The sequence below is a fragment of the Halomonas sp. McD50-4 genome, from assembly GCF_022348135.1.
In the GTDB taxonomy this organism is placed as follows: Bacteria; Pseudomonadota; Gammaproteobacteria; order Pseudomonadales; family Halomonadaceae; genus Vreelandella; species Vreelandella piezotolerans.
Window position 1 is genome coordinate 201748 of the sequence record NZ_JAKRFG010000003.1, and the last position, 22771, is coordinate 224518.

Sequence of the window (22771 nt, forward strand, 5' to 3'; positions counted from 1 at the left end):
AATGCATTTTCTCGCCCGTGGCCAAGCGCCTGATTGCCTAAAAAACTACCAGCATGGCCGAGATAACTGGCGCGACTTAAGCCATGACGACCGAGTTGAACTCTGGCAGGCACTTGAAGCCATGCAGGGAAACCGCTGCGCCTACTGTGAGGCAGAGCTTCAGCAGGGTCGGCGTCATGTAGAACATTTTGTTCAGAAAGGTCGAGACCCTCGTGTGACGTTTCAGTGGGATAACCTCTTTGGCTCGTGTAACCGCCAAGATACCTGCGGTAAGCACAAGGATCATGACGCTGGACACTACCATGCGGCTGACCTACTAAAACCTGATACTGATGACCCCGATGATTTTTTTGTATTTGTTCCAGACGGAACGATTTATCCACGGCAATGGCTCAATGCTGAGCAACAGCGCAGGGCAGAAGAAACCCTGCGCATCTTCAACCTGGATGCTGAGCACGGTGCGTTGCGCCGAATGCGTAAAGCCGCGACGGCTGGCTATTTAGACACTGCCGAAGAACTTTGGTCGTTAGTTAACGAATTCTCTGATGAAGAGTGGCAAGCGCTGCTCGATGAAGAACTTGCTGCTATTGAACACCTCCCGTTTGTCACTGCCATTCGGCACACGTTGTGCCGGGTGAGCGGATAAGGAATACCGATGCACCCGATTAAATCCCCCAAAAAGCTGATCGAAGTGGCGTTGCCGCTGGACGATATCAACGTTGCGGCCGCCCGTGAGAAATCGATCCGCCATGGCCACCCCAGCACATTGCACCTGTGGTGGGCACGTCGCCCCTTGGCGGCGGCTCGGGCGGTGCTGTTTGCCCAGTTGGTTAACGACCCCGGCTATCAGCGCGAATTAGGCTACGGGGTGAATAAGCAAGAAGCCGAGCTTAAACGCGAGAAGCTGTTCGATATCATCCGCGACTTGGTGAAGTGGGAGAACACCAATAACGAAGAGGTGTTGAATCGTGCCCGTGAGGCGATTTGGGAGAGCTGGCGGGAGACTTGTCATCTCAATCGCAACCACCCCGAGGCAACCGAGTTATTCAACCCTGAGAAGCTGCCAGCCTTTCACGATCCATTTGCCGGTGGTGGCGCGATACCACTAGAAGCCCAGCGGCTGGGGCTTGAGAGCTACGCCTCGGACCTCAATCCCGTAGCGGTGATGATCAACAAAGCGATGATCGAGATACCGCCTAAGTTTGCTGGTCAGCCGCCAGTGGGGCCGATTCCCGAGGGCGAAAAGCAGCAAAAAATGCATGAGGACTGGTCCGGCGCCAAGGGCTTGGCAGAAGACGTGCGCCGCTATGGCCACTGGATGCGCGAAGAAGCTTTCAAGCGGATTGGGCACCTTTATCCTAAAGTAGAGATCACTTCGGAAATGGTCGCTGAACGACTTGATTTGAAGCAGTATGAAGGTGAAAAGCTGACGGTGATTGCCTGGCTGTGGGCCAGAACGGTGAAAAGCCCTAACCCGGCGTTCAATGATGTCGATGTTCCCTTGGTGCGTTCGTTTGTTCTTTCCTCCAAAAAGGGCAAAGAAGTTTGGGTCGAGCCTGTTATTGAGGGTGACAACTATCGCTTTGAAGTCAGAATGGGGCAGCAACCCGACGAAGCAATTGAAGGGACGGTAAAGCGCACCGGTGCTACTTGCATCATGTCGCAAACCGCTATGCCATTTAAGTACGTCAGGGCAGAGGGTAAAGCTGGTCGTATGGGCGAACGACTGATGGCAGTTGTTGCAGAGGGAGCCCGAGGTAGAGTTTACCTCTCACCGACTGAAGAAATGGTGCAGATGGCTCGAATAGCTCAACCTGAGTGGAAGCCAGAACATGCTTTGCCAGTGAACCCACGAGATTTCAAAACACCTAACTATGGGCTTAACACTTTTGGAGACCTGTTTACTTCTCGCCAATTAGTAGCATTAAACACCTTTTCTGACTTGGCACAGGAAGCCCGAATAAAAGCTATTGCCGATGCCAGAGCAGCCGGAATTGCGGATGACAATCAGGGGCTTGCAAAAGGAGGTTCAGGGCCGACTGCTTATGGGGATGCAGTAGGAGTATATTTAGGTTTTGGTGTCAGTAGACTAGCAGACATACTTAACTCACTTTGTAGTTGGGAGTCTTCCAAGACCCAAGTGCGTCACTTGTTTACGAAACAAGCTATACCTATGCTTTGGGATTTCGGTGAAAATAACCCTTTTGGAAAAGCTGCAGGTGGCTTTTTAGTAAGCCTAAGCAGTCTTCTAAAAGTAGTTTATAAGCTGCCTGCTTTTATCGGAAGTAGTGCGCAACAACTAGATGCAGCTTCGCAAAACTTGAGTGTCAATAAGGTTATTTCGACTGATCCTCCTTATTACGACAACATTGGCTATGCCGACTTATCAGATTTTTTCTATGTATGGATGCGCCGCTCCTTGCGAAGTATTTATCCTTCGCTGTTTGGAACGATGGCTGTCCCCAAGGCAGAGGAGCTGGTTGCCACGCCTTACCGGCATGGGAACAAAGAAAAAGCCGATGCCTTCTTTATGGATGGCATGACACGAGCTATTCATAACCTGGCAGAGCAGGCTCATCCAGCTTTTCCAGTTTCTATTTACTATGCTTTTAAGCAGTCTGAAACCAAAGACGGCAGCACCACCAGTACCGGCTGGGTCACCTTTCTTGAGGCAGTTATACAAGCCGGCTTTTCAATTGACGGCACCTGGCCCATGCGCACTGAAATGGCTAACCGGATGATCGGTTCAGGCACCAACGCCCTTGCGTCCTCAATCGTGCTTGTCTGCCGCAAACGCTTAATTACCGCTGAGACCATTTCTCGCCGCGACTTTCAACGTCAGCTTCGCGAGGAAATGCCCGAAGCCTTGGAAACAATGATCGGCGGCGTTACCGGCCAGGCGCCAATTGCACCGGTGGATCTAGCCCAGGCGGCGATCGGCCCAGGTATGGCAATCTATTCCAAGTACGAAGCAGTGCTGAACCAGGATGGCTCAAAAATGAGTGTCCACGATGCCCTGGTGCTGATCAACCGTGCAATTACCGAGTTCTTAAGCCCCGATTCCGGCAACTTCGATGCCGATACTCAGTTCTGTGCCAGCTGGTTCGACCAGTACGCCTGGAGCGCTGGACCTTTCGGTGAAGCGGATACGCTTGCACGGGCCAAGGGCACCAGTGAGGCTGGCTTAAAGGAAGCCGGTGTTATCGAATCCGGTAGCGGCAAGGTGCGCCTGCTTAAGTGGGGCGAGTACCAATCTGAATGGAACCCGACCACCGACAAGCGCACGCCGGTGTGGGAAGCCTGCCATCAGATGATCCGCCGCCTGCAGAACCATGGCGAATCCGCTGCCGGTGAGCTGCTGGCCAAGATGCCGGAGAAGGGCGAGGCGATCCGTCAGCTGTCGTACCACCTCTACACTCTCTGCGAGCGCAGGAAGTGGGCCGAGGAAGCACGCGCCTACAACGAGCTAATTGGCTCCTGGCATGCCATCGTGGCGGCGTCACATGAATCGGGACATGCGGGTGAGCAAGGCGGGCTTGGGTTCTGACGAAGATCCTGAACGGAAATAATTATCGAATAGCAAGGTTAAGGACAGAGCACGATGCCGAGTAAATCAATCAAGGCGATGGTTCAGGATATTAATAACCCGGAAGCTGACGGTGGCGGGCTTTGGCTGCCTAATATCCAACGGGAATTCGTATGGGAAGAAGAGCAGATTGAACGGCTGTTTGACTCAATCATGCGTCAGTACCCCCTGTCATCAATGTTGATCTGGAAAACACGTGATGATATTAAGCACCGTGCCTTCATCCAGAGCTACAACGATGCGAAGGTTAGTCTAAAGTCGCACTATCAGAACAATCACAAATGCACCAAGCGCCTGGTGCTGGATGGTCAGCAGCGTCTACAAAGCCTTTATCTGGGCCTGCGCGGCAGCATCGATGGCCGTGAGTTGCACTTTGATATTCTCAGCGGTGATGCCAGCCCTACAGATGACGTGCGTTATCGCTTCAGTTTTATGAATTCCAAAGACTCAGGCTGGCCTTGGGTGTCGGTGGCTAATTTGGTATTCACCAATGATTTGCCATCTCAAATACTTCCAAGGCTGATGAAGTTACACGACGTTAAGTTGTCGTCAGCTGAGAAGGATCAGGCTTCGATTAACATTGAGAGGGTTTCTCGCGAATTCAGCAACGAAGGCAGCCTGCTCTATCAGGAACTGGATAACACCTACGAAGATAACGGCATGTCGTTTGAAGACGTCGTTGAGGTGTTTATTCGTGCTAACTCTGGCGGTACCAAACTCAGCAAGTCTGATCTGATGTTCACCTTGCTGACAACGGAATGGTCAGATGCGGATATTGAGCTGGAAGACTTCTTAGAAGATATTAACGACAACGACCGCTTCCAATTCACGCGTGACTTCATGATCAAACTGAGCACAACTCTGCTTGGCTACGGTGCCAAATACGATGTTGATAAACTACGCAGAGAGGATGTCAGAAAGTCCATCAGCGAGCGTTGGACGGATATTGAAAAGGCGCTGCGGTTCGTTAAGGATGAGGTAGTCAAGAAAACTTATATACGTTCTGGCAAGGCGATGGTGTCTTACAATGCATTGATTCCGCTGGTGTATACCTATTATCACTACCCCGAAAGCTGGGGCCGAGCGGTATTTTTGCCCAAGTACTTGATTCGTGCGCTACTGAGCGGTGCCTTCTCAGGTCAGCCGGATGGCTTGATTGATCGCATGATCAACACCATCAAAGAAGACCAAGGTTTTAAGCTTAACAGTATCTTCGACACCATCCGAGATAATGGGCGCACACTCGATATCAGTGAAGAAAAGCTGCTGTACCGTTGCGGGTATGGCAGCGGCAATATCCACCTGCTGTTTAATCTCTGGTATGGCGCTGAGTACAAGGCGTCCAGCATCAAACATGAACCTCAAATCGATCACATTTTTGCCCGCACTATTCTGAAACAACAGAAAGAGGTAAGTCCCGATACGGGACGAATGGTGCAACGCTATAGCAAGCGTGAAATTGATCAGCTAGCAAATTGCATGCTCTTGCCTGCACACCAAAACAGTGTGGGCGATAAAGGCGCGAAATCCTTAGATCAATGGCTTAAAACAGTCGATGATGATTTTCTCGATTTGCACTGCATACCGCGTAAAAAGTCTTTATGGAAACCGGAAAAATTTGAAGAGTTCATCGAGCAACGGCAGGTGCTGATCCTTGAGAAGTTCAAAGCGATGGACTTGCTAGATGATGAGGAGCATTGAGTATGAGCCTAAAGCCCTGGCGTGAAATCGCCCGTCCCCATAAAGATGTTCAAAAAGGCTTGTTCCAACAAGCGGAGTTTGCTGCGGATATCACTCAGGTAGCAACCGGTACGGCGCCCGAGGAGTACCAAGACGCAGAGAAATTCTTCTCACGTACCTATATTACCGAGGGTATGCGCCTACTTCTGATTTCGGTAGCCCAGCGCCTCTCTGGCAACGGTGGCGACCCAGTTATTCAGCTGCAGACAGCTTTCGGTGGTGGCAAAACCCACACGATGCTGGCGGTCTATCACCTCGCATCTCGCAAGACTTCTACCGATAAGCTGCATGGCATTCCCCCTATTTTAGATGAGGCTCGTATTCATGAGCTGCCCCATGCTCGTGTAGCCGTTATCGACGGTATCAACATGGCTCCGAGCCAGCAGTCGGTTAAAAAGCAGGGGCAAAAAGTCACGACCCTATGGGGTGAGCTGGCGTGGCAGCTGCTGGGTGATGAAGGCCTGGCGTTGGTAAAAGAATCCCACGAGCAGGGCACGTCGCCGGGTAAGCAGGTGCTGGTCGATTTGCTACAGCGAGCCGCTCCCTGTGTAGTGCTGGTAGATGAGCTGTTAGCTTATATTCGTCAGTTTGAGCTAGGAAAATCGTATTCTGCAGGTACCTACGACAGCAATATCAGCTTCATCCAAGCGCTGACTGAGGCGATGAAGGCGGTTCCCAGTGCCATCCTGCTGGCTTCGTTGCCGGAGTCTGAGCTCGAAGTAGGCGGCACAATGGGCCAGCAAACGCTGACGGCCCTTGAGAAGTATTTTGGTCGTGTAGAATCGGTGTGGAAGCCGGTGGCTACCGAAGAGGCATTCGAGATTGTTCGCCGCCGCCTGTTTGAACATGCCGGTGAGCGTGCCGAAATAGAAGGCATCAGCCGTCAGTTTTCTGACTTTTACCGGCAGTACGCCGGGCAGTTTCCTAACGAGACGCAGTCCAACGAGTATTTTGAGCGACTTTGCCGCTCTTATCCGATCCATCCCGAGGTGTTCGACCGCCTTTACGAAGATTGGTCAACACTGGATAAATTCCAACGCACCCGTGGTGTGCTGCAGTACATGGCGTTCGTGATCCACAAATTGTGGGAGTCGGGCAATCATGACGCTTTAATTATGCCTGGGTCGCTGCCTTTAGAAGACAGCCATGTGCGAGATAAGAGCATTCACTATCTGCCCGGAGGTTGGCAGCCGGTGATTGAGCGAGAGATAGATGGGCCTCGTTCGGCAGCACAAACGCTTGATAATGAGGTTGCCCTCTTTGGTGGCGTGCATGCAGCCCGTCGTGCTGCGCGCACCATCTTTTTGGGTAGTGCTGCTTCCAACAGCATCCAGGCCGCTAGAGGTATCAAGCAAGAGCGTATCTTGCTGGGTGCTGTTCAACCGGGGCAGTCAATTGGCATTTTTGAAGATGTGCTCAAACGCCTGCGTGATCGGTTGCACTACCTCTACTCCGAGCAGGATCGTTTTTGGTTCGATACGAAGCCTAACCTCCGAAAGGAGATGGAAAGCCGCAAGCAGAACATTAGCGACCGTGATGCACTGATTCCACTGCTTAAAGATCGCACGACCCGTCTAATGGGACGTCAACACCACTTTGCGGGCATCCACGTATTCACTCAATCTAGCGATGTGCCGGATGAATACGGAATTGGGCCACGTTTGGTGGTGTTGCCGACAGAGTCCGCTTATAGCCGCACAGAGAGTAATCAGGCTTATCTGGCGGCGCAGGACATTTTGCAAACCCGTGGTGAACAACCACGCCAGAAGCGGAACCGGTTGATTTTTTTGGCAGCCGACTTTGATGTAGTAAGCCGCTTGAAGGATCAAGGTCGTACCTATCTAGCGTGGAAATCGATTGTGGAGGACATCGAAAATGGTTCTCTGAATCACGATATGACGCACTTACGGCAGGCCAAACAAAGCCGTGATTCGGCAGATTCGTCGCTGTCTCAGTTAATCCGCGAGACTTATAAGTGGCTGATGGCGCCGGTAGAGGAGTTCGTAAAAGGTAAACCAACACTGGAGTGGGAAGTGGTTCAGGTCTCGACCACAACGACGAACTTAGTAGATACCATTGAGAACAAACTGCGTGAAGAAGAGTGGCTGATTTACGAATGGTCGCCAATCTTCTTACGCAATATCCTCAATCAATGGTATTTCAAGGATGGCGTGACCGCGGTCAGCGCCCTGAAGGTGTGGCAAGACAGTTGTCATTATCTTTACTTGCCACGCCTTGTGAATGATCAGGTATTTAAAAATGCCATGAACCAAGGTGTCGCCTCGGAGGATTTCTTTGGCTACGCCTCTGGAAAAGAGGGCGACACTTATCTTGGCTTTACCTTTGGGGAAGGGAGTATTGGTGGGCTGGATGGTGAGGCACGCATTATCGAGCGTGAGGCTGCTAAAGCCTACCGAGACAAGCTCGTGGCCGACGCTGCCCAGCGGCGCGCTAGAGAGATTGCTGATCGCAACACAGACGATTCATCTGGCCAAAGCGATGAAAGGGTAAGAGGTGGTGGTTCAGGCGTAGGGGTAGGCAGTGGAATAGCTCACCCTATGGGCGCTGGAGTAAGCAGCGGTAGTTCGGCTGGGCCAGAGGCTGCTCCTACTCATATTGCCAAGAAGCAATTCTACGGTACGGTGAGTCTTGATCCGGTAAAGGCCAAAATGGACTTTGCGACCGTCGTTGATGAGATTGTCGAGCAGTTTACTCTGCGCACAGGCGTAGAGGTGAAGATCTCCGTAGAGATTGAAGCAACGAGTACCGATGGCTTTGATGAGGCGCTTCAGCGGACAATCAAAGAGAACTGCAATGTGTTGAAATTTAGCAGCTCAGAGTTTGAGGGGTAGTGGCGTATAGGAGCGCTACAACGCTCCTTTTTTAAAGAATACAATAATTGGGGTCGTGTCATGAAAGAAAAAGAATACTTTGACAGTAAAATTGAACCGCCCCGGCTTTACCGGAGACTCCATATCTTGAGAGGATGGAGTTATGAACTCACCAAAACGATATTCCCCAGAAGTCCGGGAGCGAGCTGTTCGATTAGTCCTTGAACAGCAAGGCGAATACCCGTCCAAGTGGGCGGCGATATGCTCCATTGCCAGCAAGTTCGGCTGTACACCAGAGACTTTGAGAGCCTGGTGCAAACGCTCAGAACTCACGCAGAAAGATAGTTCGGCTAACCTGCCTGAACATGAACGGCTCAAGCAGCTAGAGCGTGAAAACGTCGAATTGAAGCGCGCTAATGAAATTCTCCGTAAGGCGGCTGCTTTTTTCGCCCAGGCGGAGCTCGACCGCAAACCCAATTGATGGTGTCATTTATCGACGAGCATCGTGCTCAGTTCGGGGTCGAGTCGATTTGTAGTCAACTGCCAATCGCCCCATCGACGTATTACCACCACAAGGCACTTGAAGCTGATCCTGAACGGCGGGCAGACCGGTATCGGCAGGATGCGTTTCTTACCGCTGAGATTCAGCGCGTGTGGGAAGAAAACTTCTGCGTCTACGGTGCCCGTAAGGTCTGGCGGCAACTCCGCCGTGAAGGCGTTAATGTTGCTCGTTGCACTGTAGAACGGCTCATGCGCCGCCTAGGAATTCGCGGCGTGGTGCGAGGCCAACGCCCCTTCACGACCATCAGTGATACCGGCCAGAAACGGGCACCTGATTTAGTGAAACGTGACTTTACGGCCATGCGTCCTAATCAGCTTTGGGTGGCCGATTTTACCTATGTCGCTACCTGGTCTGGCTTCGTTTACGTTGCGTTCGTTATCGATGTTTATGCACGCCGTATCGTGGGTTGGCGTGTAGCGACGTCGATGAGAACGGCACTGGTGCTGGACGCTCTGGAGCAAGCTCTGTGGGCACGAAAACACAGACAAGGGTTGATCCATCATAGTGATAGGGGAAGCCAATATCTCTCGATCCGCTACACCGAGCGTATGGCTGACGAGGGTATCAATGCCTCAGTCGGCACCACCGGCGACTCCTACGACAATGCGCTGGCTGAAACCATCATCGGCTTGTTCAAAACGGAGGTGATCCATCATCGTGGCCCATGGAGGGGACTGGATGCCGTTGAGTATGCCACGCTGGAGTGGGTTGACTGGTTCAACAACCGCCGACTGCTGGACCCCATCGGAAACGTTCCACCAGCAGAACGAGAAAGGACGTATTATCATCAACTGGAAGAGTCGGGTGAAGCTGCCTGACTCAAACAAACCGGTCTCCGGAATAACCGGGGCGGTTCAAAATGTTCGATTGGACTGTCAGAGCATTAAAGATCCATGCTGTGACAAAACATGCATTCTTATCTTTGTTGCTTCGTGAAGTAAAGAGTGGCTCTGGCGAAATTTCTATGGAAAATGTTGTATATGCAGCCGATCAATTAGAAGTGCGCAGGGGTTTTTTAGGATGGATCAGGAGGCATACTCCATATGAAATATCAGGAAGAAAAGTAATTAATGCTGGAAAATGCTGGTCGATAGAAGGTGCGCTTAACACCCCTTATGCTTGTGATCCTGAAGACTTTCACAATGAGGCCGAAAGATTTCAAAGGTATAAGAATAGGCCTGTAGATATTCCGCTAGATCTTGAAGGATTTGTTGATTATCTTCAGGCTGAATTAGAGCGAATAGTGGGTTTAGTGAAAAATAGGGCTGAATATTTAAAGAAAAATGGAGGTGTCGATAAAGATCATGAATTAAAAGAAGAAGAGAAAAAAGTTATTAGAGATTTTTTGAATAGAAACCCAGCCCCTGAATCCACTGGCCCAATGGGAAAGCCAAAAGGAAAATATCGTTATGATACCTATGGTAAGTCTTCAATGGAGATTGATGTGTGGAGAGGTTCTCGCTTGAAATAAAATATTTTTTCTTCTTTTCATGTTTCTGATGCTAAATTAAAGTCTGGCTGGAGTGCGTTGTGACTATACAGTCTCCTGAGATCATTATATACAATTCAGCAGTGCTTTACACAATGCAGGAACCGTTGAGCGATATGGCAAAGCACGTTGGCTTCAAGAATTTCTTTGCGAGCACGGCCCTGAAAAGAGGTTATGTGGCAACATGGGAAGTTGATTGTGGGAGACTTTATATTAAAGATGTGAAGATATCTGGTTATAAAGGTAATGGGATGCTTAGATTTTTCCCTAACGGCGAAGATCGAGTATTCTCAAAGTGGTATAGTGGAATAATTGAAGCCTATGATAAAGTTCCTTATTTGCAAGAAGGGGTGTCTGGTATTTCACAGAAGCTTCAGGTTACTGTAAAAAAAGGAATTATTGTAAAAGAGGTTTGTTGTAAGATTTATGAGGGGGAGTTAATACAAGAGGATTCGATATCAAAGTTCAGTCACGAGGAGGTTGTTAGTCCACTGAAAAGTTATTTAGACAAGTGATCAAACGTTAGTTTTTCGCAATGCTTTAATACATACTCCTCTGTTTATTTTTTATTAAATTTATTGAGCACCTGAATTTCAACTTCTAACATCGAGAAATCTGCGCTAAAGTGCAATAGTAGAAAAGAACGAAGATCTAAAGAGTGTATCTTCAAAACTAACCCATGATATCCATGGATCAGGTTACATGGCTACTCAAACGCTTGAGTCACGCATTCGTGACACAATTCGTAAAAGTCGGCGGATGGTTTTTCTACGTGATGATTTCGCTGCAACTGGGTGGTTATGACCAAGTTGGCAAAGAGGCATTGAACCGCCTAGGGGTGCAGTGGGAGCCAGCCAGTGCAGAAAAAGCTTATCAGGCGGGCGGCACACAAATTCCGGCGCGGGTGGTGGTCAAAGTAAAAGGCCTATTTAATCGGCAGATTGCCTACGGCAAATACCACTTGAGTATCGAGCGATATTCTTCATGAATATTAACTAGATATTGACACTGCATTCGTCCTGCAAAAAAAAGCGCTAATGCGAAGCAAGTTCGTTGAAAAAGGCTGGGTTGGCCTGAATCGTCGCCAGTACCTTAGCAGCTAGTCCTGTAGGGTTACGGCGCTTGGTTTCCCAGCTTTTGATTGTGTCCACGCTGGTTCCCATAGCCTCAGCAAACTCCGCCTGCGAAACATGCAGCTTGGCGCGAATGGCCTTCACATCGGCTACTTCATGACGTGTGATGCGGCTGGCCTGCGCTTTGCCTTGTTTAATCTCAACGGCTTCCTGCAGTGATGATTGCAGATCGTCAAAGATGCTCATTTGGAAACCTCCCCCTTCAATTGGTGGGTCAGTGTTTTCAGTGCGGCCTTTTCAGCGGGCGTTAAGCTGTCCTTCACGCTCTTGGGGTAGGCCAGTATCAGATAGATTCTCTCTGCTGTTGCCAAAAAATAGATGACCCTGGCACCGCCGCTCTTACCTTGGTTGCCCAGCGCCATGCGTATTTTGCGCAGCCCTCCCGTGCCTTGAATCGGGTCACCTTTGTCGGGTTGAGCAATCAGGGTTCGCTGCAGCTCCTTTAATTCGTCGTCTGTCGCAATGGCCTGGACCTGGCGTGTGAACGTCGGGGTTTCGATAAATTCAATCGCATGACTCACGTTAGGGCGCTTCCTTTAGCCAATGCGTTGGTTTGGTGTACATAGTACATTTTTGGTTATCAATTATCCATCCTATATTTTGCTGTGGCTGGCAGTGATTTGGTCGCCTACTGGTCGTCGCTTGGTTGTCATTTGGCTGCTAACAGGGTGAGAACGGTGTGAGTAATGTAAATCATGGAAAACCCTAACTCATTGAAAAATATTTGTTTCCGCATTGCAGGCGCGATCCCAAAGGTTGTTTGGTTGCACTCATAATCCCTTGGTCGTAGGTTCAAGTCCTACTGGGCCCACCACAGTTTCCCGTCTTTCAGGTCTACTCCGGACCATTTCAGAGCTCGAGTGCCTGCTTTGAGCTTCCTGTGCCCAAGCACTAGCTTTCCCAACTGACGCGACTTCGCCTGCTGGGTAAGGCTATGCTCGGCAGCGCTGACATCGTTAGTTAGGGACAAATAGCGCGCCGGCTATCAGCTGATGCCCCAGGCCTGCTTCAAACGGGTAACGGTGTGTTCCCACTTCGGGGTTGTCGGCTTGCAAACAGTGTTCTGGTTGCCGAATAAACCAACCTCGCTGAATGCCTGCGATGTAGGCAATGAGGCCACCCAGCGAACAGGCACGAGGTACTCCGCCGTCTCCTCCTCTCCCGCTGCCACCGATCGGTGGATGTGCGGATATTCGTTTAGGGTGACGATCTCTTGTAGCCGAGAAGGCCCCTGTTCCGTCTCGACCATGAATTGATCGGCGCGGCAGCGCTCTCCCATCACCTCGGCGACCCCGACATAGCCGGTTTTGGGGATATTGACCCAGACACGGTCTCCCTCTGAGAGCATCGCCAACGTTTTCGAGTACCAGGCCGCACCGCCGCCCGCGATGAAGCCATAGCGGCGTGCCAGCTCCCAAGGCCGGTCGTCACCGAATGAGGCGTAGAACTCGCCGTTCCAGGGCGCTTTACGTATCTTGCGCACGGCTGGTTGAGTGGGTTCGTCCGGGTCGATCATCCAGGCGCGGCTCAGGTAATGGTTACCCTGATCCTCGAAGGCTGAGAAGAACATAGCGTTGATCGAGAGTTGGGCATGCGCGTTGAGGTAGTTGATGATCCGTTCGCTACTGGCGTCGAGCTGGGTGGCCACGACCACCAGCTGGTGATTCTCGTTAAGGGTGACACTGTCCAGCGGGATGCCGAACTTGGCCTCGAAGGCCTCCTCGAGAGATGTATGCGGGCGCTGATAGCGTTTGGCGAAGGCTTGGTAGATCTCGATCAGCTGGTAGTCGGCCAGGGTGACGACCCAGGAGGCATAGTCGATGGCCTGAGCCACGACGTCGCGGGGCGTCTTGTCGCGCTTGAGCTCGATGACGATGACCGTGCCGTTGGCGTCGATGGCCAACAGGTCGATCAGCTTGTCGAAACCAGTGCGTACCTGCCGGCCGATCAGCAGCCAGTCCCGGTTGAGGATCGAGACATCCTGCATGATCTGATCTTCCAGCTGCCCCTCGTCGGCGAGCCCCGTGGGCCGCAGTTTCTGCGGCAGCTCGCCCGTAGTACCTGCCAGCTTCCAGATTCCTTGCTCGATGGCCATCCAGGTGCCTCCTTGCGTTTGGTAGAGAAAAGCGTTGCCTCGCCCAGGAGGGTGATCTACCATAGTTGTTAACACGGCCCTCGCCTCTTGGCTCTCACGAGCTTACGCGGGGGTTCTTATTTGTGTTCTCGCCGCCTCACTCGGCCCACCAGCGCTCCCAGCCCGGTGGAGCCCCCATGTCCTCCAGCGATAGCCTCCGCCTGGAATGCGGCACCGAGAAACGTTCCAGATGTGCCTGTAGGCGTCGATGCCATCCGGTATTGGGGCAGACCACTAGGGTCATGTGCCGAACGATGCTCAGTAGCAGGAAAGGACGGGCGAGCCGCTGTTCGTCGCGGAACGCATCGCACCATGGTATTTCGCCAGGTTTGGGCAGCCTGGGCTGGTCGATGACGTTGCGGTTCCAGAGCCGGCTGTGGTGTGCGCAGACATTGCGCAGGTAGTTGATCGAGCGAAGCCAGCTCTGGAAGACCTTCCAGTCCTGAACGCCATATTTCTGCGCGATCCGTACTTGGTCCGGCACCTTCATCATGGCGAAGAGCTGCGAGAGGGTCCCGAAGTCCCAGGTCTCGACGGCGACCCAGATCGGTAGCCGCGGCCCGTGCTTTTGCCGATAGTGCTTGACGAAGTCCTCCTTGGAGCGTCGCTCCATCCCCTCGCAGCGCTCCTGCCACTTCTCGAAGTTGTCGCGTGGGTCACGCCCGGACTTGCGGCGGGCGAAGGAGGGGTGGAAGGTGTCGCGGTGAAGGTGCGCGAAGGCATCCGGCTCCCCCAGCCGATAGGCGATATCTACTCGCAGCGCGATCTCGATGCGCTCAAGGGCATCGGTCAGGCGCAGCCGAAGCTCCTTGTCGAAGAGGTAAAGTCGCACCGCGTCGACGAACTGGGTATCGGGAACGAACCGGTCGGTGGCCTGGATAATCGGTCGACCATGCTGGTCGTGATCCACCGTCTCGAAGACCCGAAAGGAGTACCAGTAGGCGCTCAGGCGGTAGTAACCGACGCGCTCCAGATAGTCTAGGGCGGCGGCCTCATCGCCGACCTGCATCCCGCGTTCGGTGAGCAGGGCCAGCTGCTCTTGAAACGACTTCCACGGGCGATCATAGGCCATCAGCTCACCGCCTGTTCCACCACAGTTTCAGCCAGTTGAGCGCGAGTCTCGCTGGCTTCACCCAGGCGTGCTTTAAGCTGATTGCAAAGAGCCGTCAGCTCGTCGACTTTCTCAATAATTCGCTTCTGCTCATTTTGAGGCGGTAATGGAAATTCAATGGGAGATAAACGGCCAGCACTGAGATGAGCGATGTTGGTGGTTTGAGTAGCAGCATTTTGAAACCTCCCATTGTGGAGGTATGCCAAAAACACCTTGTTTGCATACTCGGGGATAACTCCGTCGTAAGCTCTAAATCTAAGAAGTGTGTTCTGAAAGCATGCGCCAGGAACTTCTCCCTGATAGACTGCAGGTCTTCCAACAAGCTCTCTACTCTGCCCCTCGTTGAGCAGAACGTCCCCTGGGAAGAGGCTAAAAGTATTCTTTTCAGCTTCCGTGAAATTCATCTCTTTGATATCAGATGTATCGATCTTATCCTCAAGAACATTCGCAACCCTGAGATAAGGCGTCATATTGGTTCCAGTATGATCTTTAGGTGATCGCTGTCGACCAAGCTTGACCTCTCCGACATCGGAAATTCGGCAATAAGACCATGAATGCGGAAGACTATACGGCAGTTTATCCTCGGTAAGTGGGGGCTGATATTTTGCTGGTTTTATTTTACCTTCCTTGACTAGCCGCGCCTTCTCCTCAGCGATTTTGTCCAGCAGCAAACTGGCGGGCTCGTCGTTGGGATCCTGCTCCACCAGCCTACCCATCACCGCCAGCTGAAGAATGACTTGCTTGAGCTTTTCGATGCTGGCTTCGGTGGTAAAGAGCGTATCGAAATGCTCGGCCACGCGGCCCCAGTTCTCGGCTAACTCGGCGGGATCCGTGGAGCGGGTGAGGGCATCGAGCAGGGTATCGACCAGCACCTTATGGGCTTCCAGCTGGTCGCCAACCTGCTGTTCCAACCGATCGCAGAGGGCCATTAGCTCGTCGACTTTTTCGACGATGCGGTGCTGTTCTTGCAAAGGTGGAACTGGAAGAGCGCCCGAAAAGAACTGCTTGTCATTAATGGCTGGATAGGCAATGCCTGTCTGAACAGACTCCACGTAGCGAACAAATACTGGGCTTCTAAGGTAGTGCAATAGATATTTTGCAGGGATACCACTTAACGGGCTCACTATAGCGAAAGCTGTGCTAGCAATGGGCTCGGGTTCAATCTTTTTATCAATGACCGCTATGTTTTTAAGATAGGGTCGAACAGTTGAGTAAACAACGGTGTTTTGTCTAACTTTCTTTCTGGCCCGTGAAGGTGCATTACTTGGACTGACAGCTTCAGGCTGATCTATTATCCCCTTGATGTTGTCAATCGATGATACGTCAATATAGCTAAATACCTGATCTGGTTCCTTTTGTCCCCAGTCATGACCGACCGCTTCTATTTGAGTCCATTCCCAACGTTCTGGCAGCGAAAATGGCTTGTTAGCATCGGTTAGTGGAGGCAGCTTTCTCGGCTTCTTGATCTTCCCATCCTTGATCAGCCGGGCTTTCTCCTCGGCGACACGTTCCAGCAGTACGCTGGCAGGTTCATCGCTTGGGTCTTGCTCCACCAGTTTGCCGCGCACGGCGAGCTCCAGGATCAGCTCGCGCAGCTTCTTGATGCCCGTGAACTCGACATTCCCGTTCTTGCTCGATGCGCCACGCCCAGTGCCGCGCTTGTGCGTCACGGCGCCGGTCCAGAGGTCGAGATGGTCGGTTATCAGCTCCTGAGCGCTCATGCCGGCTCCTCCGCTTGCTGCGGTGCTACCTGGTCTTGCGGCTTATGGCTGAGCGCATCGCCGAGCACGGTCTTCAGCTGATCGCGCAGTTCCTGGATCTCGGCCTGCTGGCGAGCGTATTGCGCGAGCAGCTCGTTGGGGTCGTGGCTGATCTGCTCTTCCTGCCAGGGGTTCTTGATGTCCAAGTTGTAGTTGCGCGCCCTGATCTCGTCGATACCGACCTTCCAGGCCTGCTCGGTTTCCTGGCGGCTGGCGAAGCCATCGGCTTCGTCGCCCCACCAGTCGATCTCGGTGGCGAACTCCTCGACGCGCATGGGCTTGGTCTTGCTGTAGTTCTTATAGCCCTCGGGGTAGGGGTGCTCGTAGTACCACACCTGTTCGGTCGGCTGGCCCTTGGTGAAGAACAGCAGGTTGGTCTTGATGCCGGTGTAGGGGTTGAACACGCCGTTGGGCAGGCGAACGATGGTGTGCAAGTTGCACTCGCTGAGCAGCTTTTCCTTGAGGCGCGTCTTCATGCCCTCGCCGAAGAGAAAGCCATCCGGCAGTACCACGGCGGCGCGGCCATCCTGCTTCAGCAGTCGAATGAACAGCGCCATAAACAGGTCGGCGGTCTCACGAGTGCGGAATTCCGCCGGGAAGTTGTTCTCGATGCCGTCTTCCTCGGTGCCGCCGAACGGCGGGTTGGCGACGATCACATCGACCCGCTCCTTCGGGCCCCAGTCCCGGTAAGGGCGATTCAGGGTGTTGTCGTGACGAATCTGGCTGGGCACCTCGATGCCGTGCAGGATCATGTTGGTGGTAGCCAGCAGGTGCGGCAGCGGTTTCTTCTCCCAGCCGTAGATGCTGTGTTGCAGCGTCTGCTCGTCGGCGGGCGTCTGCACATAATGTTTACGCTTGTGCTCGATAGCGCAGGTGAGAAAGCCGCCGGTGCCGCAGGCTGGGTCCATCACGCTCTCGGCAAGCTTGGGATCGACGCGGTTGACCATGAACTCGGTCACGGCGCGCGGTGTGTAGAACTCACCGGCATTACCGGCGCTTTGCAGGTCCTTGAGGATCTGCTCGTACATATCGCCGAAGGCATGACGCTGCTGGTAGGCGTTGAAGTCGATACCGTCTTCGATGCGATTGATCACCTGGCGCAGTAGTTGGCCGGACTTCATGTAGTTGTAGGCGTCTTCGAACACGCTGCGGATGACGGCGGCGCGGGCGTCGCCGCCGGCATCCAGCTGTTGCAACCCGGGAAAGAGGGTGTTGTCGATGAAGCCCTTCAGTCCCTCGCCAGTCAGCCCCTCCGAGTTGGCGGCCCAGCTTCTCCAGCGCAGGTCTTTCGGGATGGGGCTCACGTAGTCGTCGTAGATCAGTTCCCATTCCCGCTCGCGGTCATCGTAGATTTTCAGGAACAGCATCCAGACCAGCTGGCCGATGCGCTGGGCGTCGCCGTCGACGCCGACGTCTTTGCGCATGATGTCCTGGATGCTCTTGATGGTGGTGCTGATGCTCATGAAATAGGGGTCATCCAAGGTGGGATATAAGCCATGACCACAATTCTACAGCATGGGTGGAGCCCCATGAATAGAGACGTGTTAGCACAGAAAACCACTCCTGAATTGACGTGCCAATGTCGGAAGGCGTTGTGCTGAGCGTTGTGATGGCTGTAAAAATTACCGTTATTGCCACAAGTATTATGTTCAGTTTTTTGTACTGTTTTTCGACGCTTTGCTGGCTGGCCGCTTGTGCCTCTTTCTGTTCGCGGTACGCGGTGGTGATCCTTTGGTGATTCAGTATCTCCTGCTCGAATCTTTTTTTCTCTTCAGCGTGCAATTGCTTCAGGCGCTGGTTCTCCTGGTGCCAGAGTTGTTGTTCTTTCTGCCAGGCTTTATTTTGATCTGCGTAAAATTGGTGCCTTTGTTGGGTTTCTTCTTTTTTGCGCTCCTCTTCAATGAGTTTGGCAATTCCCGAGAGCTGCTGAACTAGTTCGTTGTTTAGTTCGTCGATGTGCCAGTGGGTTTTTAAGTTTTTCCAAACGGACAAAAGTTCGTGCCGGTCGAGCTCGACAGGTTGGCCAAAGTAGTCGGTGGCGTTATAGGAAAGTACCTCCTTGTAAAGCTTGGAAAGCTCTGAAGAGTTTCCGCTGTTGATGGAGTCGACCAACTTTTCTATGCAGCGTTGAATCACTCTGCCATAAGCTACTGTTAGCGCAAGGCATAATAAGACGCGATGAAATTGGTGTTCGTCATTGGATACGTAGACAAGCCCTTTTCTATCTGTGACAAAATCGCGCTCTCGGGTTGTCTCTACAAAGCTGGATAGCTCCAGGGTATTAGAGTGCCTCAGGAATTCTGAAGACTGGCGACGCATGTCTTCTCTGGAAAAAGCCTGTTCTCGAGGCAGCCACATGGCCTTGGCTAAGTAATTGCTTTCTTCGTCCGCAGCTTTTGGGGCGTCCGAGAACTCGACTTTCAGCTCTATCTTGAAAAGGCTTCGACTAAATTTATTTTGGAAAAATCCCAGGTGCCAGATTTTTCCATCATGGCTCTCTGTAAAACTAGCGCTTCTGAGAATTGGCGCTAGCAAGAAGCCAATGCCTTTGTCATCGATCCTGAGCCATTTTTCATGGCTTTCGTTTGCAGATGATTTCGAAATATAGGCGTATCTCAAGGTGTCATGCTCTTATTGATCTTTAGCTGGCGTAAATGTGCATCTCAAGCTCCCGCACGGCTTCGCGATAGCCTGTTTTGCCACCGAAGGCATCGGCCAGTTCCACGACGGTGCCGAGCCGGTCCAGCGGTGCCATCTGCAGGACTTTAGTGTCCTCGATCGTGGCCACGCCGTTGTCGGCGTACTTGTCGAGCAGCGCGTCCAGCACGGCGCGGGCCTGGCCCTCGTAACGCTCGAAGTAATCCGACTGGCGGGCCTTGGCCGCACGCTGGCGGCGGGTGAGTGCGGGTTGGCCGTAGACAATGTGCAAAATGGCGTCGAAGGGATCTGGCGCATCCCCGAGGGTCTTCTCGACCTCGCTGGTGAGGTCTTCCCAGAACACGCCTTGCTCTGCCAATTCATCCAGCACGGCTTGTTTACGGTCGCTGGCCTCCCAGCGGCGTAGGAAGTCACTCAGAGTGGCGTAATGAGCGCGTACCGTCTTGCGGGTGTAATCGGTCAGCTCTTCGGTAATCAGCTTGCCATCGGGGCCCATATACTGCACGCGTCGGCCAATGACCGCCACGGTGACGTTATCCACTATGTACCTTCTGCGCGGCTCGCCGATGACAAGCCCCTCGTCATCTTCTCCGGTGGGGGAGGGATACGTCGGTGACTCGTCATCAGGAGAGACGACATCTTCGTCCGTAGGGTCACTCCCGTCATCCGTGTCTTCGGTATCGTCGTCTTCTATGGGCAGTAGTGGGTCGTTGGCGCCTGGTACGTAGACCTTTTCTGGTTCGCCATCGAAGGCGGGATCAGCAAACAGCTCCGTGGCCTTGCGGAAGTCAAGAATCGTGAACCAGAACTTATCGTGCTCTGCATCAATCCGCGTACCGCGCCCGATGATTTGCTTGAACTCGGTCATCGACTGGATGCGCTGGTCGAGCACGATCAGCTTGCAGGTCTTGGCGTCGACGCCGGTGGTCATCAGCTTGCTAGTGACGGCGATCACCGGATAAGGCTCTTCGGGATCGATGAAGTGATCCAGTTCGGCCTTACCCTCGAGTTCATCCCCGGTGATACGCATCACGTACTTGCGGTTCTTGGCCACGTGCTCAGGGTTGAGATTGACCAACGCTTGGCGCATCCGCTCGGCATGATCGATGTTCTCGCAGAAGACGATGGTCTTTTGCATCGGGTCGGTCTGGGTCAGATAGTCGGTGATGGTGCGCGCGACCAGCTCGGTGCGTTGCGTCAGAATTAGATTGCGGTCGAAGTCGCGCTGGTTGTAGATACGATCCTCGATCACCTCGCCGTGGATGTCGGTCTGGCCGTCGCTGGGGCGCCACCCTTGCAGGTCGCGGTCCAGGTCGACCCGAATCACCTTGTAGGGCGCCAGGTAGCCGTCGTCGATGCCCTGCTTGAGCGAGTAGGTGTAGATGGGCTCGCCGAAGTAGTGGATGTTGGAAACCTCGGTGGTCTCCTTGGGCGTCGCGGTCAGCCCGATATGGGTGGCCCCGCTGAAGTAGTCCAGAATGGCGCGCCAGGCGGAGTCTTCGGCGGCGCTGCCCCGGTGGCATTCGTCGATGACGATCAGGTCGAAGAAGTCCGGGCTGAACTGCTTGTAGATGTTCTGCTCTTCTTCGCTGCCGGTGACGGCCTGATACAGCGAGAGGTAGATCTCGTGAGATTTCTCTACCTGGCGCTTGGTGATTTTGGTCATGGCCGCGCCGAAGGGCTTGAAGTCGCCACTCTTGGTCTGGTCGACGAGTACGTTACGGTCGGCCAGAAACAGGATGCGCTGCTTGCGCCCGGCCTTCCAAAGTCGCCATATCAGCTGGAAAGCGGTGTAGGTCTTGCCAGTGCCGGTGGCCATCACCAGCAGCAGGCGATCCTGCCCTTTGGCGATGGCTTCGACCGTGCGATTGACCGCGACCATCTGGTAGTAGCGGGGCGTGCGGCCGCTGCCGTCGTCGTAGAAGGGCTGCTCGACGACCGGGCGTGTCTCTTCACTCAGGCCTTTCCAGCGGCGGTAGCCGTGCCAGAGTGCGTCGGGCCCGGGGAGCTGATCGAGCGGCAGTGTGGTCTCAGCCTGATCGAAGACCAGGCGGTGGGGGTCGCTGAACAGGAAACCGCTGCCGTTGGAGCTAATGGCGAAGGGGACATCGAGTTTCTCTGCGTAGGCCTGGGCCTGCTGCATGCCATGGCCCAGGCTGTGGCTGGCGTCCTTGGCCTCGATAACGGCGATGGGTTGGTTTTTCTGGAAAGACAGCACGTAATCCGCCCGACGCGGATGCGCTCGGTGGTGCATGCGACCACGTACCGTGATGCGGCCATCGCTGACGGGATACTCCTCGCGCACCTGGGTATGAATATCCCACCCAGCCCGCTGGATGGCGGGGGTGATATACTTGGTGCAGATGTCCCGTTCGCTGAAAGCTTGCCTTGTCATAGCTGCTTCCCTGCTGCGCTATAGATTACTTACCACTTTTTTACGCTAGCTTACGTGAATCTGAGCAGAAACGCATGGGGGACGAGGAAGGGGCCGGCAAGCCTCACGATTCTGAGAAGCAGCGCCTGGCTGGGATCATCAAACGGCTCAACGACCTCCATGGCGCCGAGATCAGCGACGATAACAAGCTGCTTTTCGGGAGGATTGTCCAGCTTTCGGTTTAAGATATTTACTAGAAGCGGCTTGGAATGGCGATTCTGTGCTTGAAGATTAACCGGCGTGGTTTATTCTGCACTATGTAGACGGAATTTAAGGCCGCTTTTTTACGTGAAAATAAACCAACTGCTGCACAAGATCCCATATGGCGCCGTCGTGACGACCGCCTGGCTGGCGTCACACGGCGTCACATCTGATCAGGCGCGTAAGCTGGCCAGCAGTGGCTGGCTGCAACGCGTGGGGCACGGCGCCTATTGCCGGGCGGGAGATCCCCTCAACTGGGAGAGCGCTGTTTTCGCCCTGCAGACGAGCGACGACACGGGCTTACCACTGCTGTGGCCGGGAGGCCAGACGGCCCTGGCGCTGCATGGCTATGCCCACTATCTGCCCATGGGGGAGAGCACGACGCACCTATATGGCAAGGAGGCCGTTCGGCTGCCCCGATGGTTGAATGATGCTAAGTGGGCAGGGCGGATGGCGCTCCACTCCGAAAAGGGCCTGCCAGTTCAGATTCCCGGCAGCTTCATGGACTACGCGCCGGATGGCAGGGCCTTCAGCCTGCAGGTATCGACCCCAGAGCGAGCGGTGCTGGAGTGGATCGCCGTGACGCCGAATGAGCTGCTGTTCAGCAGTGAGCTGGTGGACACCTTCGGCGGGCTCAATACGCTGCGCCCGCGACGGCTGCAGGCATTGCTGGAGGGGTGCCGTTCGGTGAGAACCAAGCGGGCCTTCCTGGTGCTGGCTCGCCACGCCGGGCATGCCTGGTACGGTCGCCTGGAACCTCGTCGACTGGACCTAGGCAAGGGCAAGCGGCAGCTTTGCAGTGGCGGCAAGCTGGACAGGGAATATCACGTGACGGTGCCGGAGGCGTTCCTGCATGCCGATTGAAGCTCGCTACCACGAACAGGTCCGGCTGCTGGTCTCGCTTCGCCAACGGCATCGTCGACCATATCGAACGTAATGGGGAGGCAGGGAGCGCTGTTGATACTGAGATTGCTGGCGGAGGGGAACGCATGAGATGAGCAACCAAGGCGTGATTTTTCCATTAATGGAGTGATGAGGAACTGTCCCCAAGCTTTGGCGCATTAAGTTGGGTATACCCCTTATGCGTTTCACGGCTAAGGGTTGCTAGGAGGTCAGCCTTGTCGAGATTCAT

Annotated in this window: 18 protein-coding genes and 1 other annotated feature; of the genes, 10 read left to right on the forward strand and 8 right to left on the reverse strand. The window is 53.6% G+C overall.

All coding sequences use genetic code 11. The annotated features are described in order from the left end of the window. The first annotated feature begins 1 nt into the window (after position 1). The 8 genes from ptuB (at position 2) to MHM85_RS05515 (ending at position 11196) form a co-directional block, all read left to right on the forward strand. The gene (ptuB, locus tag MHM85_RS05480) at positions 2-646 is read left to right on the forward strand and encodes a retron Ec78 anti-phage system effector HNH endonuclease PtuB (protein WP_239285454.1); all 645 of its coding nucleotides are present in this window, start codon (positions 2-4) and stop codon (positions 644-646) included. 9 nt (positions 647-655) lie between these two features. After that, positions 656-3547: a DUF1156 domain-containing protein gene (locus MHM85_RS05485; RefSeq protein WP_239285452.1), complete on the forward strand. Its 2892-nt coding sequence runs from the start codon at positions 656-658 to the stop codon at positions 3545-3547. 54 nt (positions 3548-3601) lie between these two features. Beyond that, complete coding sequence (locus tag MHM85_RS05490; protein ID WP_239285450.1) at positions 3602-5287, forward strand: DUF262 domain-containing protein; 1686 nt, start codon at positions 3602-3604, stop codon at positions 5285-5287. A gap of 2 nt (positions 5288-5289) precedes the next feature. Then, positions 5290-8178 (forward strand): DUF499 domain-containing protein, encoded by a 2889-nt coding sequence (locus tag MHM85_RS05495; protein ID WP_239285448.1) that lies wholly within the window; start codon positions 5290-5292, stop codon positions 8176-8178. Positions 8179-8320: 142 nt separating this feature from the next. Then, a protein-coding gene (locus tag MHM85_RS05500; RefSeq protein ID WP_239285446.1) for an IS3 family transposase occupies positions 8321-9537 on the forward strand; the annotation gives its coding sequence in 2 pieces (ribosomal slippage) (positions 8321-8606 and positions 8606-9537; 1218 coding nt in all). After that, positions 8596-8712, forward strand: a sequence feature (AL1L pseudoknot). It overlaps the preceding gene by 117 nt. Positions 9538-9578: 41 nt before the next feature. Further along, positions 9579-10190, forward strand: a complete 612-nt coding sequence (locus MHM85_RS05505) for a hypothetical protein (RefSeq protein WP_239285444.1) — start codon at positions 9579-9581, stop codon at positions 10188-10190. 59 nt (positions 10191-10249) lie between these two features. Next, positions 10250-10723, forward strand: coding sequence for a hypothetical protein (locus tag MHM85_RS05510; RefSeq protein ID WP_239285442.1), 474 nt, complete (start codon positions 10250-10252; stop codon positions 10721-10723). Between the two features lie 173 nt (positions 10724-10896). Next, complete coding sequence (locus tag MHM85_RS05515) at positions 10897-11196, forward strand: hypothetical protein (RefSeq protein ID WP_239285440.1); 300 nt, start codon at positions 10897-10899, stop codon at positions 11194-11196. A gap of 46 nt (positions 11197-11242) precedes the next feature. Here MHM85_RS05515 and nadS read toward each other — a convergent pair whose 3' ends face one another. The 8 genes from nadS to MHM85_RS05555 form a co-directional block, all read right to left on the reverse strand. Continuing rightward, on the reverse strand, positions 11243-11527 hold the full coding sequence (gene nadS, locus MHM85_RS05520; RefSeq protein ID WP_239285438.1) for a NadS family protein: 285 nt from the start codon (positions 11525-11527) through the stop codon (positions 11243-11245). After that, entirely contained in the window at positions 11524-11850 is a 327-nt protein-coding gene (locus MHM85_RS18490; RefSeq protein ID WP_343218326.1) for a type II toxin-antitoxin system RelE/ParE family toxin, read from the reverse strand. The genes nadS and MHM85_RS18490 overlap by 4 nt, the downstream gene beginning before the upstream one ends. Positions 11851-12326: 476 nt before the next feature. Further along, entirely contained in the window at positions 12327-13511 is a 1185-nt protein-coding gene (locus MHM85_RS05530; RefSeq protein WP_239285434.1) for a hypothetical protein, read from the reverse strand. A gap of 61 nt (positions 13512-13572) precedes the next feature. After that, positions 13573-14547, reverse strand: coding sequence for an Abi family protein (locus tag MHM85_RS05535; RefSeq protein ID WP_239285432.1), 975 nt, complete (start codon positions 14545-14547; stop codon positions 13573-13575). After that, complete coding sequence (locus MHM85_RS05540) at positions 14547-16307, reverse strand: restriction endonuclease subunit S (protein WP_239285430.1); 1761 nt, start codon at positions 16305-16307, stop codon at positions 14547-14549. Before MHM85_RS05540 ends, MHM85_RS05535 begins: the two co-directional genes overlap by 1 nt. Beyond that, complete coding sequence (locus tag MHM85_RS05545) at positions 16304-17809, reverse strand: class I SAM-dependent DNA methyltransferase (RefSeq protein WP_239285428.1); 1506 nt, start codon at positions 17807-17809, stop codon at positions 16304-16306. The genes MHM85_RS05540 and MHM85_RS05545 overlap by 4 nt, the downstream gene beginning before the upstream one ends. Positions 17810-17819: 10 nt before the next feature. Next, positions 17820-18965: a hypothetical protein gene (locus MHM85_RS05550; RefSeq protein WP_239285426.1), complete on the reverse strand. Its 1146-nt coding sequence runs from the start codon at positions 18963-18965 to the stop codon at positions 17820-17822. A 22-nt stretch (positions 18966-18987) separates the two neighbouring features. After that, entirely contained in the window at positions 18988-21399 is a 2412-nt protein-coding gene (locus MHM85_RS05555; RefSeq protein WP_239285424.1) for a DEAD/DEAH box helicase family protein, read from the reverse strand. A gap of 74 nt (positions 21400-21473) precedes the next feature. Here MHM85_RS05555 and MHM85_RS05560 point away from each other — a divergent pair, with 74 nt between their 5' ends. Further along, entirely contained in the window at positions 21474-21623 is a 150-nt protein-coding gene (locus MHM85_RS05560) for a hypothetical protein (RefSeq protein WP_239285422.1), read from the forward strand. A gap of 103 nt (positions 21624-21726) precedes the next feature. Further along, positions 21727-22503, forward strand: coding sequence for a type IV toxin-antitoxin system AbiEi family antitoxin domain-containing protein (locus tag MHM85_RS05565; protein WP_239285420.1), 777 nt, complete (start codon positions 21727-21729; stop codon positions 22501-22503). Positions 22504-22771: the final 268 nt, after the last annotated feature.